The organism is Nibricoccus aquaticus, assembly GCF_002310495.1.
Taxonomy (GTDB): domain Bacteria; phylum Verrucomicrobiota; class Verrucomicrobiia; order Opitutales; family Opitutaceae; genus Nibricoccus; species Nibricoccus aquaticus.
Map to the genome: position 1 here is coordinate 3,447,957 of NZ_CP023344.1, position 15,712 is coordinate 3,463,668.

14 protein-coding genes are annotated in these 15,712 nt (G+C 63.0%); 5 read left to right on the forward strand and 9 right to left on the reverse strand.

The features are described 5' to 3' along the window. Positions 1–341 precede the first annotated feature (341 nt). Positions 342–1,658 (reverse strand): serine hydrolase domain-containing protein, encoded by a 1,317-nt coding sequence (locus CMV30_RS13815; protein ID WP_096056585.1) that lies wholly within the window; start codon positions 1,656–1,658, stop codon positions 342–344. A 238-nt stretch (positions 1,659–1,896) separates the two neighbouring features. On the opposite strand from CMV30_RS13815, the gene CMV30_RS19535 reads away from it, so the two are divergent. Together CMV30_RS19535 and CMV30_RS13825 are read left to right on the forward strand one after the other, a co-directional pair. After that, on the forward strand, positions 1,897–2,325 hold the full coding sequence (locus tag CMV30_RS19535; protein WP_138223303.1) for a hypothetical protein: 429 nt from the start codon (positions 1,897–1,899) through the stop codon (positions 2,323–2,325). 278 nt (positions 2,326–2,603) lie between these two features. After that, positions 2,604–3,233 carry a mechanosensitive ion channel family protein gene (locus CMV30_RS13825; RefSeq protein WP_096056587.1) on the forward strand — a complete coding sequence of 210 codons (630 nt, stop codon included), beginning with the start codon at positions 2,604–2,606 and terminating at the stop codon, positions 3,231–3,233. Positions 3,234–3,248: 15 nt separating this feature from the next. Here CMV30_RS13825 and CMV30_RS13830 read toward each other — a convergent pair whose 3' ends face one another. Then, the gene (locus CMV30_RS13830; RefSeq protein ID WP_096056588.1) at positions 3,249–3,590 is read right to left on the reverse strand and encodes a (2Fe-2S) ferredoxin domain-containing protein; all 342 of its coding nucleotides are present in this window, start codon (positions 3,588–3,590) and stop codon (positions 3,249–3,251) included. 318 nt (positions 3,591–3,908) lie between these two features. Between CMV30_RS13830 and CMV30_RS13835 the strand changes: the two genes are divergently transcribed. Continuing rightward, positions 3,909–5,636 carry a S8 family peptidase gene (locus CMV30_RS13835; RefSeq protein ID WP_138223304.1) on the forward strand — a complete coding sequence of 576 codons (1,728 nt, stop codon included), beginning with the start codon at positions 3,909–3,911 and terminating at the stop codon, positions 5,634–5,636. A gap of 338 nt (positions 5,637–5,974) precedes the next feature. After that, positions 5,975–7,273: an O-acetylhomoserine aminocarboxypropyltransferase/cysteine synthase family protein gene (locus tag CMV30_RS13840; RefSeq protein WP_096056590.1), complete on the forward strand. Its 1,299-nt coding sequence runs from the start codon at positions 5,975–5,977 to the stop codon at positions 7,271–7,273. A gap of 240 nt (positions 7,274–7,513) precedes the next feature. Here the strand turns inward: CMV30_RS13840 and CMV30_RS13845 are convergent, their stop codons facing one another. From CMV30_RS13845 to CMV30_RS13865, 5 genes are all read right to left on the reverse strand, one after another. Then, positions 7,514–8,110, reverse strand: a complete 597-nt coding sequence (locus tag CMV30_RS13845) for a hypothetical protein (protein ID WP_138223305.1) — start codon at positions 8,108–8,110, stop codon at positions 7,514–7,516. 142 nt (positions 8,111–8,252) lie between these two features. Next, positions 8,253–9,065, reverse strand: a complete 813-nt coding sequence (locus CMV30_RS13850; RefSeq protein WP_096056592.1) for a thioredoxin domain-containing protein — start codon at positions 9,063–9,065, stop codon at positions 8,253–8,255. 117 nt (positions 9,066–9,182) lie between these two features. Next, the gene (locus CMV30_RS13855) at positions 9,183–10,853 is read right to left on the reverse strand and encodes a hypothetical protein (RefSeq protein ID WP_096056593.1); all 1,671 of its coding nucleotides are present in this window, start codon (positions 10,851–10,853) and stop codon (positions 9,183–9,185) included. 88 nt (positions 10,854–10,941) lie between these two features. Then, positions 10,942–11,949 (reverse strand): ABC transporter ATP-binding protein, encoded by a 1,008-nt coding sequence (locus tag CMV30_RS13860; protein ID WP_096056594.1) that lies wholly within the window; start codon positions 11,947–11,949, stop codon positions 10,942–10,944. A gap of 319 nt (positions 11,950–12,268) precedes the next feature. Further along, positions 12,269–12,652 (reverse strand): GntR family transcriptional regulator, encoded by a 384-nt coding sequence (locus CMV30_RS13865; RefSeq protein WP_096056595.1) that lies wholly within the window; start codon positions 12,650–12,652, stop codon positions 12,269–12,271. 266 nt (positions 12,653–12,918) lie between these two features. Between CMV30_RS13865 and CMV30_RS13870 the strand changes: the two genes are divergently transcribed. Further along, positions 12,919–13,128 carry a hypothetical protein gene (locus tag CMV30_RS13870; protein ID WP_138223306.1) on the forward strand — a complete coding sequence of 70 codons (210 nt, stop codon included), beginning with the start codon at positions 12,919–12,921 and terminating at the stop codon, positions 13,126–13,128. Positions 13,129–13,224: 96 nt separating this feature from the next. Here the strand turns inward: CMV30_RS13870 and CMV30_RS13875 are convergent, their stop codons facing one another. Further along, a complete protein-coding gene (locus CMV30_RS13875) occupies positions 13,225–14,394 on the reverse strand; it encodes a phosphotransacetylase family protein (RefSeq protein ID WP_096056597.1) in 1,170 nt (389 codons plus the stop codon). A gap of 223 nt (positions 14,395–14,617) precedes the next feature. Continuing rightward, positions 14,618–15,649, reverse strand: coding sequence for a phosphate acyltransferase (locus CMV30_RS13880; protein WP_096056598.1), 1,032 nt, complete (start codon positions 15,647–15,649; stop codon positions 14,618–14,620). Between the last annotated feature and the right edge of the window lie 63 nt (positions 15,650–15,712).

Here is a 15,712-nt window from a genome sequence, read left to right on the forward strand (position 1 = left end):
CGGAGACGGAATTTTTTTAACCACTGATGGGCGCTGAGGGACAGTGATGTGGGGGCGGGGAATCGGGATCGCGGCGGGAAGGGGAGGCGGAGGGACGGAATTTTTGGATAGGATTAAGAGGATGAACAGGATTGGGGAGGGCGCGGTGGGGGATGGGAATTATGGATGCCACGCGTTCACGGGCGGGACTACGGAAACAGCGGAGCCGGCCAGAGGCCGGCGCTCCCAAGGGGGCCGCGCGCGATAGTGCGCGGCGGCGCGGAGTGACGAGCGTGGACGACACGGAGTTCGTCCCTCCACAGGGGAGGCAGTGGAGGGGCGGCGTCGCGCGAGCGCGAGTGCTACTTGATGAGGGCCTGGTAGGTGAGGCGTTTGATGAGGTGGTTGAAGTTGGAGCCGCCGGCGGGGCGGAGTTGCGTCATGAAAATAATCACGAGGCGTTCTTTGGGATCGACGATGTACTCGGGGAAGTAAGCGCTGCCCCAGCCGTAGGAACCGACGGTGCCGATTTCGCCGGTCTTGCCGAGGTCGGTGCTGACCCAGAAGCCGAGGCCGAAGCCGTCGCCTTCGCCGAGGAACTTGTCGCCGGTGTGGTTGGCGTGCATGAGCTCGACCGTCTTGGGGGCGAGGAGGCGGACGCCGTCGAGTTCGCCGTTGTTGAGGAGCATCTGGAGGAAGCGGGTGTAGTCGCTCGTGGTGGAGAGGAGGCCGGCGCCGCCGGAGAAACATTTGCGGGGGCCGTGGATGAAGTCGCTGGTGGCGGCGGTTTCTTTGAGGACGAGCTGGTCGTTCTCGATGCCGTAGACGTTGGCGAGGCGCGGGGCTTTTTCCGGCGGGAGGAAAAAGTGGGTGTCGCGCATGGCGAGGGGCTTGGTGATGCGTTCTTCGACGAACTGATCGAGGGGTTTTCCGGAGATGACTTCGACGAGGCGGCCGAGAACGTCTGCGGCATAGCCGTATTGAAACTGTTCTCCGGGGTGGCCGTGCAGCGGGAGAGTGGCGAGGCGGTTGACGATCTGCTCGAGGGTTTCGTTTTTGCCGAGGAGGTACCAGTCGGTGAGGCCGGCTTGTTTATAAGCGTCGGCGGCGAGTCCGTTGCCGTAGGTGAGGCCGGCGGTGTGGGTGAGGAGGTCGCGGATGGTGATGGGGCGTTTCGCTTTTTCGGTGACGTATTTCAGATCGGCGGGGGAACCGGCGGGCGGGGCGATGGCGACGACGGAGTTTTTGAAGGCGGGGAGGTATTTGGAGACGGGGTCGTTGAGGCGAAAGCGGCCCTCTTCGTAGAGCATCATGACGGCGGTGGTGGTGATGGCCTTGGACATGGAGGCGATGCGGAAGATGGCGTCGGCGCGCATGGGCTGGCGGTTTTCGACGTCCTGGAGGCCGTAGGTTTTGAAGACGACGGGGCGGCCGTCGCGGGCGACGTACATGATGCCGCCGGCGAGGCGGTGGCGGGCGATCTGGTCTTCGATAGCGGTATCCAGGCGTTGGAGGCGGGCGGGGGAAAAGCCGGCGGCGGTGAGGGCGGCGTCGGTCGTGGCGGAAGCGGGGGCGGTGGTGTTGACGGGATCGGCGGCGCGGAGGGAGAGCGCGGGGACGACGAGGGTGAGAGCGAAGGCGAGCGGGGCGAGGGAGCGGGCGGGGCGGGGGAGTTTCATGTCGGGTGGGAAGATGTGCGGGTGGGCGCGGGAGGGACGAGAGAAAGTTTTTCGCAAAGTGAGATGGGCGTGAATGAGCGGGACGAGGGATTCGGAGTTTGGACAGGATTAACGGGATTAACAGGATTCCAGAGGAAGAAAGCAGGGTGCGGGGAGAAGAAGGCTTTCATCGTTGGCTTGCCCGTGGGTGGCGGGTGCGTGTGCTGGGCGGATGACGATCCGTGGTGTTATTTTTTTGATGACGATGCTGAGCGTGGTGCTGCTTGCCGGGTGCGCGAGCTACACGGCGCAGGTGGAGCCGGGGGCGCAGTTTTCCAAGTACCGGCGTTTTTGGGTGAAGAGTAATCTGGACGATAACCACGGGCTGGACCGGTTGCTGGTGCAGGCGTTGAAGGCGCGGGGGTATGAGGCGGAGCATGGGCCGCTGACGATGATGCCGCGTGAGGCGCAGGCGGTGGTGAGTTATCGGGACCGGTGGACGTGGGATTTTAAGAATCACATGACGAGTCTGGAGGTGACGGTGCAGGATGTTCGGAGCGAGCGGCAGGTGGCGGTGGCGACGTTTGTGGGGCCGGCGTCGATGACGATCACGCCGCTGGAAGTGGTGGAGCGACTGGTGCGCGATTTGGAGAAGGCGACGCCGAAGGTGTTTGAGGCACCGTTGTGAACGGTGCGTGGGTTTTTTAACCGCGAAGGGACGCGAATTTTTTTGGAGGGGAGGAAGGAACGGCGCGGGAAATTTTTTTTCGGGTGCGCGGAAAATTTTTGAAGACGTATGGCGAACGGCGTCGTATAGTCTGGCGTCAACGAAGCCGTCTGAGCGCACTGCGCGGCGGTTTCATTCATACATACGTGTGACGTTTCGGTGAGATTCCCTGCGCTTGATGAGCGAGGTGAGGTCCCGGGCGGTCGCATCCAGCCAACCAAGAAAGGAAATAGTCCGTCATGCAGAACATCGACCTGTCGTTTATCCAAGAAATCCTCCCGCAGCTGATGGCGGTGATGCCCCTTTTAATCGGAATCGTGGTCGCAGCCTTTGTGCTGAGTTTCGTCTCGGGCCGCGGGCTGCAGTTGCTCGCGGATCGGACGAGTCTGACGGATCACGATGTGGCGCCTTTCCGGCGGATTGTGAAGTGGTTGATCCGCGGGGTGGCGCTGGTGCTGATGTTGAGCGTGCTGGGATTTAATCTCGGCGGGTTGTGGGCTGTTTTCTCGACGGTGCTGGCGATGATCGCGATCGGCTTCGTGGCTGTGTGGAGCGTGCTGAGCAATGTCTCCTGCACGGTGATCATGTTGATCGCGCGGCCGTTTAATATCGGCGATGAAATCGAGGTGGCGGGAGAGCCTATCTGCGGGCGCGTGGTGGATTTGAACTTCGTTTATACGACGCTGAGAGATGCGGATGGGCGGCTGATTCAGATCCCGAACAATCTGTTTTTCCAGAAGGTCATGAAGCGGCGGGTGAATCCTGTTCCGGTCACGCTGGCAGCGCAGCTTTCCAGCCGTCAGCGGGCGGAACTCGATGTGATGGCGAGCATCCGTCCGGCGGGCGGGCGCATGGTCGGCGGCGGTTGAGTGATCGTATTACCGTCAGCCGAGTGGGTGGGATTTTTCGATCCACTCGGTGATGGGGCGGTTTTGGGCGAGGTGTTCGGAGACGATGCGTTCGCAGCGTTCGGGGGTGACGCGGCCGTACCAGATGCCTTCGGGGTAAACGACGAGCCAGGGGCCGCCGCTGCAGACGCGGAGGCAGGCGGCTTTGGTGCGGAGGGCGGGGATGGCGAGGTGCTTGAGGCGGGCTTTTAGGAATTCCCAAGTGACGAGGCCGTCGGTCGTGGAGCAGCAGTCGGGGCCGACGCAGAGAAAGACGTGGCGGCTAGAGGCCTCGATGTTCATTTTGGCGAAGCCGGCGGAGACGATGGGGTCGGGCATGGAGGAAGAGTGAATGGAGAAGGGTGAATAGTGAAAGGGGGAGGATTTTTTAACCGCGTTGCCGGGCTTAGCGACAGTCCGCGAATGGACGCGAATTTCGGAGAGATGAGTAGGGAGGAGATTTCGGAGGGGAGTTTTTAACCACGGATTGCACAGATGAGGAAGGATAGCGGAAGGGGGCGGGACATTTTGGAGACGGGAATTTTTTAACGATCAAGGGCGCTGAGGGCGGAAGGGGGTGGAGAAAAGGGTGGCAACCTGGGTGGGCGTGGGCACGTCTGTGGAGGAGCGTGTCTGGAGTCGGGCGCGTGAATTTTTATGTCGAAGCCATCAAAACCATCGCTCGTGCCGGCACTCGTGTGCGGGTTGTTGCTGTTGGTGGCGGTGTGGTTTTTTGGCGAGTGGCGGAGCGGAGCGCGGAAGAATCAAGCGGAGGATCGTAGGAGCGTGGCGGAGCGGAAGAGCGGAGAAGAAGGCGCGGCAGGCGAGGTGGAGCGTGCGGTGGGGGCCGATGAGCGGGAGGGGTTGGCGCGGCTGGCGGCGCGGGAGAGGACGGAGGCGGAGTGGCGGGATTTGCTGCGGAGGCGGCTGGAGCGGCGGACGGCGCGGGAGAAGGAGGCGATCGTGATTTTCAAGGACGATGAGGCGTATCGGAAATTCCAGGCGCGGGCGCGGGCGGCGGGGTTTTTTATTTTGCGCGAGAGCGCGAAGCTGCGGGCGGCGCGGGTGCGCTATGACACGATCGCGGCGGTGCAGCAGGAAGTATTTCAGCATGTGCGGGACTACGAGGAGATCGGGGCGAATGCGTTTGTGGACCGGCCGGTGAGGCCGGTGATCGAGGAGGACGGGCGGGCGCTCGCGGTGAGGGGGGAGTTGTTGCGCGTGCTCGGGGTGGGCGCGGCGGTGGATCGGAGTCAGTGGGGGCGCGGGGTGATCGTGGCGGTGCTTGATAGCGGGGTGGCGGGGGACGCGGCGTTTGGGAGCGGGCGGTTGCGGGCGGTGGATGTGGGGCTGGGGTTGTCGCCGGGAAGTGGAGACGACGACGGACATGGGACGGCGGTGGCGTCGATCATCGCGGCGGGCGCGGGCGAGGTGGCAGGCGTGGCACCGGCGGCGCAGGTCGTCAGCGTGCGCGTGACGGCGGAGGATGGGCGGAGCGATGTGTTCACCGTTTCGGAGGGGATCGTGGCGGCGGTGGATGCGGGGGCGAAGGTGATCAACATCAGTCTCGGCGGTTATGATACGAGCGTGCTGCTGACGCGGGCGGTGGATTATGCGGAGGCGGCGGGGGCGGTGATCGTGGCGGCGTCGGGTAATGACCGAATGACGATGCTGGCGTGGCCGGCGGCAGAGGCGCGGGTGATTTCGGTGGGCGCGACGGATGCGGCGGGGCGACTGGCGGGATTTTCGAACGTGGGCGAAGGACTCAAGATGACGGCGCCGGGTGTGGGGGGGCGCGCGGCGTGGTTGGGTGGAGAGCGGGTGTTGTTTAGCGGGACGTCGGCGAGCGCGCCGGTGGTGTCGGGCGCGCTCGCGGCGGTGATGTCGCAGAAGGCGGGGCGGAGCGGGCGGGAGGCGTGGGAGATTTTAGCGGCGCGGAGCGACGATGCGGGCGCGCCGGGGACGGATGCTGAGTATGGCGCAGGGGTGCTCGATCTGGGGTGGGCGATGGAGGGGAATCCGGCTCGGGTGGACCTGGCGGTGTCGAGTCACTGGATCGAGCGGACGGCGGATGGTGCAGCGGGCGTGAGTGTGGTGGGCGGGGCGTCGGGCGCGGGTGAGGTGGTGGATGTGGTGGTGCAGAACCGCGGGGGATTTGCGGTGGCGGGGGCGGTGCTGGAGATCGAGGCGGGCGGGGTGAAGTCGCGGCAGGTGGTGCCGGTGATCGCGGCGGGGGCGAGTGCGGTGCTGAAAGTGCCCGTGGATCGGATACGGGTGGACGCGGAGGGGCACTGGGTGTTGCGGACGGTGGTGGTGGCACCGGGCGGGATGAGCGATGCGGTGCCGGAGAATAATGAGCGGGTGAGCGGGTTGCGGGTGAAGTAGGCGGCGCTGGGTGGAGTTGGCTGGAGATGCGGGGAACTATGGAAGCGTTTTTAACTGCGAATGGATGCGGATTTTGGAGGGGAGGCGGATGAGATTTCTGAGGGAAATTTTTTACCCACGGATTGCTCGGATGGGCACGGATCGGGATGATCGCGGAAGCGCTGAAGAACGGGGGCGAAATTTTTTGGACAGGATTTCGGGATTAACAGGATTAGAATGCGCTCGGTGGGATGTGTGCGGAGCGGCTGGCATTGGGTAGTGAAGGAGGGGCGATGGATTAACGGAAGGGCGCAACAGAGGCGTTGCCAAATGGCGGGCGGAGAAAAACGGTGGAGCCGATGAAAACCCACGGCCTCGGTACTAAAGCCCTTCACGCCGGCCAGCAGCCGGACCCCACGACCGGTTCGCGCGCCGTTCCGATCTACCAGACGACGAGCTATGTTTTCCGCGACACCGAGCACGCCGCGAATCTTTTCGCGCTGAAAGAACTCGGAAACATCTACACGCGCATCATGAATCCGACGACGGATGTCTTCGAGCAGCGCATGGCAGCGCTCGAAGGCGGCAGCGGCGGGCTGGCGCATTCGTCGGGGCAGTCGGCGATCACGGATGCGATTTTGAACATCGCGGGAGCGGGCGATCATATCGTGTCGGTCGCGCAGCTCTACGGCGGCACGTACAACCTGTTTCACTATACGCTGCCGAAGCTGGGCATCGAGGTGTCGTTCGTGGACGCGGGCGATCCGGACGCATTTCGCCGGGCGCTGAAGCCGAACACGAAGGCGTTTTACGGCGAAGGGCTGGGAAATCCGGCGTTGAATATTTTCCCGTTCGAGGAGGTCGGGAAGATCGCGAAGGAGGCGGGCGTGCCGCTGATCATCGACAACACGTGCCTGTCGCCGATGTTGAACCGGCCGTTTGAGTGGGGCGCGAATGTGGTCGTGCATAGCTCGACGAAGTACATCGGCGGGCACGGCACTTCGATCGGCGGCATCGTCATCGATGGCGGCAATTTCGACTGGAGCCGCGGACGGTTCCCCGGGTTTACGCAGCCGGACCTGAGTTATCACGGGCTGGTTTATTGGGACGCGTTCAAGAGCTTCGCGCCGGCGGGCGGGGCGAACATCGCGTACATTTTGAAGATGCGGTTGCAGCTGTTGCGCGACGTGGGCGCGTGCCTCTCGCCGTTCAATGCGTTCATGATGCTGCAAGGGCTGGAGACGCTGCATCTGCGCATGGCGCGGATTTGCGAGAATGCGCAAAAGACGGCGGAGCTGCTGGCGGCGCACGACAAGGTGACGTGGGTCAATTATCCCGGCTTGAAGACGAGCAAGAACCACGCGGCGGCGAAGAAGTATCTGAGCGGCGGGTACGGCGGGTTGCTGGGCTTTGGTGTGAAGGGCGGGTTCGACGCGGGGAAGAAGGTGATCGAGTCGCTGAAGCTGTTCAGCCATCTGGCGAACATCGGCGACGCGAAGTCACTCGCGATCCATCCGGCGAGCACGACGCATTCGCAGTTGTCGGCGGACGAGCAAAAGGCGTCGGGCGTGTCGGCGGATTATCTGCGGTTGTCGCTCGGGATCGAGGACTTCGCGGACCTGCAGGCGGATCTGGAGCAGGCGCTGGCGAAGGTGTGAGTGAGAAAGGCGGGCGGGCGGGTTTGCGGGCTGGGGCGCTGGTGTGAGCTGGCGCCTCAGCGCGGGGAGGAGGATTTGGGAGGAGTTTTTTAACTGCTAATGGACGCTAATTTTCGGAGGGGAATTTTTAACCACGGATTGCACAGATGAGGAGGGATAGCATAAGGGCGGAAGAGCGGAAATTTTTTGGACAAGATTAACTGGAGAGACAGGATCGGGAGGATGTTTGAGGGCGGGAGGTTAGGGAGTCGCGGGGAGTTCGGCGAGGGAGCGGGCGGGGCGGAGTTCGCGGGAGGCGGCTTCGTCGAGGAGGCGTTTTGTTTTTCGTTCAGAGATGCGCTTCACGGTGATCTCGCGGAAGAGGTTCATCTCGTCGCCACAGCCGCGGATGATGAGGGTGACGGGTTCGCCGGCTTTGCCTTCCATCAGGAGGTTTCTGAGTACGTGATTATCCAGCGTGGTGACGTCGATGCCGTCGATGGCCAGGATCTGGCCACCATTTTTGAGGGCTACGATTTCAGGAGCTGGAATATTCCACCATACAAAGGCTTCGCGTTGTTTACCGCGGCGGTCAGCGACCCACATGGGGACTTTCTCCTTTTTGGGGCTAACCTTTGCGATGATGGGAGGGAAAAGTATCGAGCCGGTGAAACGGTTAGATACCCAGACGAAGGCAAATGGGACCGAGCCGGGTGGGCTGTCGGTGACGACGAGTTGATCGAGTTCTACGTCGGGGGATTTGGCGGGGGCGGAGTCTTTTTCTTTGGCGGAGAGGGGGAGTGTGAGCGCAAGCGCTAGCAGAAGAAGGAGCGGCGAGCGGGGGCGTGAAACGAGCATGAGTGAAAGCGAGGAGGCGGAGGGGAGTCGCGGTGAGGAGATAGGTCCGATGGGGCGCATGGGACGGATGGAACGTGTGGATGAGGATGGATGACCTCTGCGGAGCGGTGCTTGTTCTTTGAGGAAGCGGTGCGAGCGGGGGCTATTTGGTTTTGGGCAGGTGGCGGGCGAGGGTGTCGCGGGCGGGGCCGGGTGGGAGGCTGTCGTGGAGCGGGGCGATGAGGTGGGTTTCGCCGAGGATTTTGGCGAGGCGCCAGAATTTGGCGGCGGCGATGCCGCTCTTCGGGTTGGCGCGGGTTTTTTGTTCTTCGCGCTCCATGAACTCGCGAGTGGTGGCCCGGGCGGGTTCGTAGAAGGGGCGAAGTTCTTCGAGGAATTTGATGACGTCCCAGGCGGAGACGCGGTCTTTTTCCTTTTTGGCCTTGGTGCTGGAGGTGTCGCCGATGGCTTCGAGGTAGAGCCAGCGGGCTTCGGTGAGGGCGGCGGCGTAGTCGCCGGCGTCGAAGAAGGCGCGGGCGAGTTTGAAGCGGCTGAGAGGATCGTCGGGGCGGGTGGCGGCGCGGAGCTTGGGGAGGAGGGTGAGGCTTTCGACGATCTCGGTGCGGATGGCGGAGGGTTTCTCGCAGTTGACCCAGTAGCGGCGGGCGGTGCCGTCGGGGTAGAGCCAGACGAGGGTGGGGACGTGGAAGATTTTGTAGCGCTTGGTGAGGTCGGGCGCGGCGAGGACGTCGATCCGGAGGGCGAGGGAGTGGTCGTTGAGGGCGGCGAGGACGGCGGGATCGGAGAAGATCTCGGGGAGGACTTCGCGGGCGCGTTCGCTCCAGTGGCCGTCGAAGAAGAGGAGGAGGGGTTTGTTTTCGGCTTTGGCGCGGGCGAGGGCTTCGTCGTGGGAGACGGCGAGGAAGGGGGGGGGACGTCTCGGATGTTGAGGATGCGCGGGCGGTGGTGGTCCCAAAGGACGTTGCCAGCAAAAGGAACGGGAGGACTGCGCGATGGAGGAGGGAAAGCGGGCGATGCACAGAGCGTTGAATTTTTCAGCCGTGGGCTAATGTCCGGTTTTCCGGGCGTGAAATCAGGGGGTCTCGCGAGAAGAGACTGCGGGTTCCGTCCATCGGGTGGCGGGGAAAGTGATCGAGCGGGTGAAAGTGCCGACGAGTGGGGCGATGACTTTGACGAGATCGTAGTCGGCCAGTTCGGACTCGCTGATGTTTTTGGGAAATACCACGCGGATCAGGCGGCGACGCACGCCGTCGACGGAAAGTGTGGCATCGATATACATGCTTTCGGCTGTCAGCAGGGAGCCGTTGCTGCGGGATACGAGGAAGTAGGCGCGACGGGAAGTAGTGTCGTTGCGATAGAGGTCGCTCGAGTTGATGTGGTAGGGGCCGTCGGAATCATACTCGGCGTAGGAATCGTCATGGCTGAGCAGGTAGGAAGGGGTAATTTCATCGAGGGTAAGGGCAAAGCGTTGGGAGGCGGTAGCAGCTTCCTCGGAGCCGTTGGTGCCATCGGGGGAGCCGTAGATTGAGCTGGTGAAGCTTCTAGTCGCCGCAATGCGGACATGATAAGGTCCTCGTGAGCCGGCTGCTCCTGTAACTATAGGGAGGGTAACGACCGTCTCCGGGCGGCGGAGCGCGAACATGAAAGCGACCTCGAATGAGCCGGGAATTTCGGGCGGCGTTTCGTAGTTTCGATCGAAGATGAGGAGCTTGTCGGTGCTGGCGTAGGATTCCGGGTGCTGCGGTTGGGAAAGCGGGACGTGGCGTTCGTGGAGAATGAGCGGGAGTTTCTGGCTGAATCGGGAGCCTACAATCTGGACAACGTGGCCGGCAGGGATGGGGCCGAGCGTGAGTTCAGACGAGAGAGCGGGAATGTTTTTGGTGCGCGGTTGTACGCGGCTGGCGCCCGAGATTCGCTGGCGATGGAAGTCGGAGATCGGGAGGCTGGCTGACGCGGAGACGGCGGGATTGGTGGCGAGAGTTGGGAGGGACGTGATTTCTTTGAAGAGAGGCAGGCTCCAGGCAGCATAGAGACCGAGGCAAAGCGCGACTAGTCCTCCGGCAAAAACGAGGGTGCGACGGGTGTTGCGGGTGAAATATTGATGAACGATCAGCACCGGGAGAACGATGAGCGCGACGATGAGTTCGAGGCGTTCCCGTGTATACTCGCCGGCGCGTGACGGAAGCTTCAGCCACTGGTCTATTAAAATGGCGTGGGCGGCGGTCAACGCGAGCGTGGTGATGAGGGCTGTCAGGATGAAGGAGCCGACGTTGCGGGTCAGCAGAGCGAAGCAAAACGCGGCGAAGGCGACGCCGGCCTGACGCCCGGCCATTGGAGGGAATTGCGTGGTGATGTCGGCAATGCGGTAGTGTTGCGCGAGCCACCAGCCGACTTGTACGGCAAATGGAATGACAAGCAGGGTGATCGTGAAGGTGATGAACTTGCTGGCGAGCAGGCGACGGCCGGAGATCGGCCGGGTGAGCCAGAAGGAGCGGTCGCCGATAACCGGATCTTGATGGACGAGCGCGGCGGCGATCAGAGCGGTGGCGAAAAGTGAGAGGCCGAGAAAAAGATTATCGATCAGCTCGGCGCGATTCCAGAGCTCGGCGAGACGGGTGCGCTCAGGATCGAATCCCGGCGCGTAAAAATTCGCGTAGCGGGCAAGCGTCGCGCCGACGAGGAGGGCGAGCCAGGGCCAGAGACGACGGAGGTCTTTTTTAACGATGTGCCAGAGGAGATGCATGGATGAAATTTTTAACCGCGAATAGACGCTGATGGACGCGAATAAGAAGAAGCGGCGGGGGTGAGCTTGCTGAGCGAAAGTAACGAAGTCAGGCGGCGGTGGCTGCGGGGCGGGAAGCGCGGGCGAGGACGACGAAGATTTCGCGGAGGGTCATCGGGTGGGCGGTGACTTGCGCATCCGGGAAGTGGGTACGGCAGGCGGACTCGGTGGCGGCGGGGTCGAAGCGGGTTTCGATGAAGCGGGCGAGGGTGCCGGTGCGCTCGAAGGCGAGCCAAGTCTGGGGGAATTCGTGGGACGCGGCGGAGATGCTGAGATCGCGTGTAGGGGAGGCGGAGGAAGGAAGCCGGCCAGAGGCCGGCGCTCCCGGGGGAGGAAGGCCGACGGGGACGTTGGCGCTCTCAGGGACGGAATGGAGGGTGAGTTCGATGCGGCGGAAGCGGGCCTGGAGGGACTCGGTGGGTTCGGAGAGTTTCAGGCGGCCGGCATCCAGGATGGCGACGTGGTCGGCGAGTTGCTCGATCTCGGCGATGTCGTGCGAGGAGATGAGGACGGTCCATTCGCCGGCGGCGGAGGTTTCAAGGACGCCGTGGATGAATTCGTCGCGGACGAGGGGATCGAGTCCGCTGAAGGGTTCGTCGAGGACGAGGAGTTTGGGGCGGTAGGCGAGCGAGGAGAGCAGCGAGGCTTTCATGAGCATACCGCGGGAGAGGTGCTTGAGTTTACGGTCGGGCGGGAGGGAAAACTTGTTGAGGAGTTTTTTCTCCAGATCGCGGTCCCACGTGGGGTAGAAGGGGCGGCAGTAGTCGAGGAGCTGGCGGACGGTCATCCAGAGGGGGAGCTGTTGGTTCTCGGAGACGTAGCCGATGCGGGCGCGGTCGCTTTCGCGGAGGCGGCGGGAGTCGGTGCCGAGGATGCGGGCCTCGCCGGAGGTGGGGGCGAGGAGGTTCATTAGGACTTTGATGGTGGTGGTCTTGCCGGCGCCGTTGGGGCCGAGGAGGGCGAAGATGGAGCCAGTGGGGATGGTGAGGGTGAGGTCGTGAACGGCTTCGGTGCGACCGTAGCGGCGGGAGAGGGAGTGGGTTTCGATGGCGTTCATAAGAGCAAGTGGGGTTTAACCGCGGAGGCGCGGAGGACGCGGAGTTTTTTGGGAAGAGAGCGGAGAGCGGTGCGGGTGTGGGTGAAAAGGGGGGGGGCGCGAATGGACGCGAATATCGGAGTGGGCGGATGTCGGAGGGAGATTTCGGATACGGAGTTTTTTAACTACTGATGGGCACTGAGGCGCACTGATGTCGGAAGGGGGGTGAAGGAAATCCGAAGGCCGAATGACGGAGGGGCGGAATTTTTGGACAGGATTTGGCGAGGAGCTGGCGGGCGGGAGAACGAGTACGAGTAAGAGAACGATTTTCGGGGGCGGGTTATTTGCCTTTGAACTTTTTCCAGTGGCGGGTGAGGGCGGATTGGACTTCGTCGAGGGGGAGGCCGAGTTTGCGGGCTTCGACGACGAGGCGTTCGATTTCGTCGTCGAGGAGCTCGGTTTTGGCTTCGCGCGAACCGGCAGAGGATTCGGCGACGGTGGTGCCGACGGCGGGCGTCGAGATCAGGACGCGTTCGGCGACGAGGGCGGCGGTGATCTTGTGCGCGGTGTTGGGGTTTATTTTCAGTTCCTGGCTGAGCGCGCGGACGGAGGGGAAGGCGTCGCCGGGGCGGAGTTGGCCGGCGACGACGGCTTTCTTCACCGCGAAGATGACCTGCTCGGTGATGGGCAGGCCGGGCTTCAGTTCGATGGAGAAGGGGAGCATGGCCGAAGAGGGAAAGGTGAAGGGGGAAGAGTGAAAGCTGCGGGGCGGCTGAGTGTTTGTCTGTACTATTTGAACTAGTACGGGTGGTACGGGGTATGCAAGCGGAATTGGGGGAAAGGAGTGTGGTAGAATGGGCGAATGCGGTTTTAGGGATGCGCTTTGCCCGGTAGCCGCGTCTTAAATGACGCGGCTACAATCGGAGGTTTGACGGAAAATTTTCAGGGCGGTGTGCCGATGAGAGAAGGGTGACGATTTTCTTTAATCTCTTGTTCGATCATCTGGTCCGGCATTTCGGACGGATTGGCGGGTTCGCGTTGTTTGGCTTTTTCTTCAGCTCGGCGTTTTTGCTGCCGTGCTGTTATCTGGAGCTGATCTCGACGAAGGCGGCGTTGATCGAGGTGCTGATGGCTACGGTGTGGATGGCGGCGGCGAGTCTGGTGTTGCTCGTGCTGCGGGGCGAAGAGGGCGAGGAGTGACGCTGAGCGCGTACGGAGGAAGATGTGGGGAAAAAACGGACGGCGGCGCACGGCGTGCGCGCCCTACAGGGGCGGTGCGGGGTGGGTGCACCCCGCCTACAGCGTTTTGAGGAGGCGCTTCAGGTCGACGTGTTCGGTGATGAGTTTTTTGATCACGGGGATTTTGTCGGTGTCCTGTGGCTGGGTCTTCACGGTCATGTCGTTGATCTTGGACGTGACGGTGTAGCTGTCGGCTTTGGCGGAGATGACGGGGATCTCGGTTTGGGCCAGGAGTTCGAGGAGCTTGGGGTGGGGCGGGGTGTCGTCGGTGAGGATGAGGCCGGCGATGGTTTTCTGGCCGGAGATCCGTGCGCTGGATACGGCGGCGAGGATGATGTCGTCGCGGTCGCCGGGGGTGATGATGACGACTCCGGGCTGGAGGTAATCGACGACGGATTTGGCGGTCATGGCGCCGACGATGACGCGTTCTGCGCGTTGTTTGGTGGCGGTGGCTTTGCCGTTGAGCCACTGGCCGTCGATTTCTTCGGCGATCTGCGAAAGGCTGGGGCGGGAGAGGACGCGCTGGATGGGAAGGACGCCGAGCAAGGGGACGCCGAGGCGGTCGAGGCCGAGGCCGGCGTATTCCTGGATGAGGCCGATTTTGTCGTGCTCCACTTTGTTCAAGATGGCGCCGATGACTTCGACGCCGGCTTTGTCGAAGAGGGCTTTGTTGAGGGCGATCTCGTCGATGGGGCGGCCGATGCCGCCGGGGGTGACGATGATGACTTTGGCTTTGAGGAGCTTGGCGACGCGGGCGTTGGAGAGGTCGAAGACGGAGCCGACGCCGGCGTGGCCGGTGCCTTCGATGAGGGTGAAATCTTTTTCCCAGGAGACGCGGTCGAAGGCGCGGCAGATTTTATCCTCGAGCTCGGCGAGCATGGTATCCGGCTGCTTGAGGAAGCGGCGGGTGAAGGTGCCGTCGATGGTGACGGGGCTCATGCTTTCGAGGGGGACGTGGACGTCGTAGATGGTGTCGAAGAGGTAGGAATCCTCGTCCACCTGAAGGCCCTGGATGTTCACGAAGCGCTGGCCGACGGGTTTGATGAAGCCGACTCTTGGATACAGGGATTGGAGGGCGGCGTAGAGGCCGAGGCAGGTGGTGGTCTTGCCGTCGTTCATGCGGGTGGCGGCGACGAAGACGCGTTTGACCTCGGTGTTGGTCGGCTCGGTGAGGAGGGGGAAGGCGGGCTGGCGGAAGGGGTTTTGGGTGAAGTCGGGCGGAGTCATCGAGCGAGGAGTGAAGGGCGAAAAGTGAAGAGTGAAAACCGGATGACGACTTAGGTTTTAACGGGACCGGATGCAGATTTCGGAGGCGGAGTTTTTAACCACAGATGGCACAGCTGGGCACGGATGAGGGAGAAGGATTCGGACGAGAACGATGGCGGATAGATGCGAATCGTGGCGTAAAGCCGCTCCTCCAAGGGGAGGAGTCGCGCGAGTGCACGCCTGCTCAGGCGCCGCCGTAGAGGAGTTTGCGGTCGATGGCCTGGCAGCCGACGATGGCGGCGGCGCCGAAGACGTCGTGCGCGCTGGAGCCGCGGCTGATCTCGGCAGCGGGGCGGCTGAGGCCGGTCATGATCTGGCCGAAGGAGTTCGCGCCGGCGAGAATGTGGACGAGTTTGAAGGCGATGTTGCCACTGGCGAGATCGGGAAAGATCAGGACGTTGGCGCGGCCGGCGACGGGGCCGGTGATTTTTTTGTTCGCGGCGGCGGCGAGGTCGAGGGCGGCGTCGACCTGGAGTTCGCCGTCGATGTCGATGTCGAGGCCCGCGGCGGTGGCTTTGGCGCGGGCGAGTTCGGTCGCGGTGCGGATTTTCGCGAGCGACGGGTGTTTGGAGTCGCTGTGCGAGGCCCAGCTGAGGAGGGCGACGCGGGGTTTTTCGTTGGTGAGGTGGCGGGCGATGACGGCGGTCGTCAGGGCGATGTCGGCGAGTTGCTCGGCGGTGGGTTCGGGGATGACGCCGCAGTCGGCGAAGAAGAGGGAGCCGTCGGAGCCGACTTTTTTCTCGTCGAAATCAATGACCATGAGCGAGGCGACGTTTTGGGCGTGCTCGTGTTTGGGGATGATCTGGAAGAGGGGGCGGAGGGCGCTGGAGGCGGTTTGCGTGGCGCCGCCGACGAGGGCGTCGGCCTGGCTGTTGGCGACCATCATCGTGGCGAAGTAGTTGGGGTCGCGGAGGAGTTTGCGGGCTTCGTCGAGGGTGACGCCTTTGGCGCGGCGGAGTTCGACGAGCTGGGTGGCGAAGGTTGCGAAGTCTTCGCTGTGTTCGGGGTCGATGATCCTCATGCCCTGGAGGTTGAGATCGAGGCGGGCGGCGGAGGCTTTGATGGCGGCGCGTTCGCCGAGGAGGATAGGGGCGCCCATGCGGCGGGTGACCCACTGGCGAGCGGCTTGAAGGATGCGCGGATCGTTACCTTCCGGAAACACGATGCGCTTCGGGTGGCGCTGGAGCTTCTCGATGAGTTTCGGGACGATGGGCATGACGCGGCGAAGGTGGGGAGGCGGAAAAGACGCGTCAATGGCGGTTCAGGAGGACCGGACTGT

Excerpts from the sequence above, each read along its gene's own strand:
- CMV30_RS13840 (WP_096056590.1), top strand. The coding sequence starts at position 5,975 with ATGAAAACCCACGGCCTCGGTACTAAAGCCCTTCACGCCGGCCAGCAG.
- CMV30_RS13825 (WP_096056587.1), top strand. The coding sequence starts at position 2,604 with ATGCAGAACATCGACCTGTCGTTTATCCAAGAAATCCTCCCGCAGCTG.
- CMV30_RS13875 (WP_096056597.1), bottom strand. The coding sequence starts at position 14,394 with ATGACTCCGCCCGACTTCACCCAAAACCCCTTCCGCCAGCCCGCCTTC.
- CMV30_RS13835 (WP_138223304.1), top strand. The coding sequence starts at position 3,909 with ATGTCGAAGCCATCAAAACCATCGCTCGTGCCGGCACTCGTGTGCGGG.
- CMV30_RS13845 (WP_138223305.1), bottom strand. The coding sequence starts at position 8,110 with ATGCTCGTTTCACGCCCCCGCTCGCCGCTCCTTCTTCTGCTAGCGCTT.
- CMV30_RS13865 (WP_096056595.1), bottom strand. The coding sequence starts at position 12,652 with ATGCTCCCCTTCTCCATCGAACTGAAGCCCGGCCTGCCCATCACCGAG.
- CMV30_RS13815 (WP_096056585.1), bottom strand. The coding sequence starts at position 1,658 with ATGAAACTCCCCCGCCCCGCCCGCTCCCTCGCCCCGCTCGCCTTCGCT.
- CMV30_RS13855 (WP_096056593.1), bottom strand. The coding sequence starts at position 10,853 with ATGCATCTCCTCTGGCACATCGTTAAAAAAGACCTCCGTCGTCTCTGG.
- CMV30_RS13880 (WP_096056598.1), bottom strand. The coding sequence starts at position 15,649 with ATGCCCATCGTCCCGAAACTCATCGAGAAGCTCCAGCGCCACCCGAAG.
- CMV30_RS13860 (WP_096056594.1), bottom strand. The coding sequence starts at position 11,949 with ATGAACGCCATCGAAACCCACTCCCTCTCCCGCCGCTACGGTCGCACC.
- CMV30_RS19535 (WP_138223303.1), top strand. The coding sequence starts at position 1,897 with ATGACGATGCTGAGCGTGGTGCTGCTTGCCGGGTGCGCGAGCTACACG.
- CMV30_RS13830 (WP_096056588.1), bottom strand. The coding sequence starts at position 3,590 with ATGCCCGACCCCATCGTCTCCGCCGGCTTCGCCAAAATGAACATCGAG.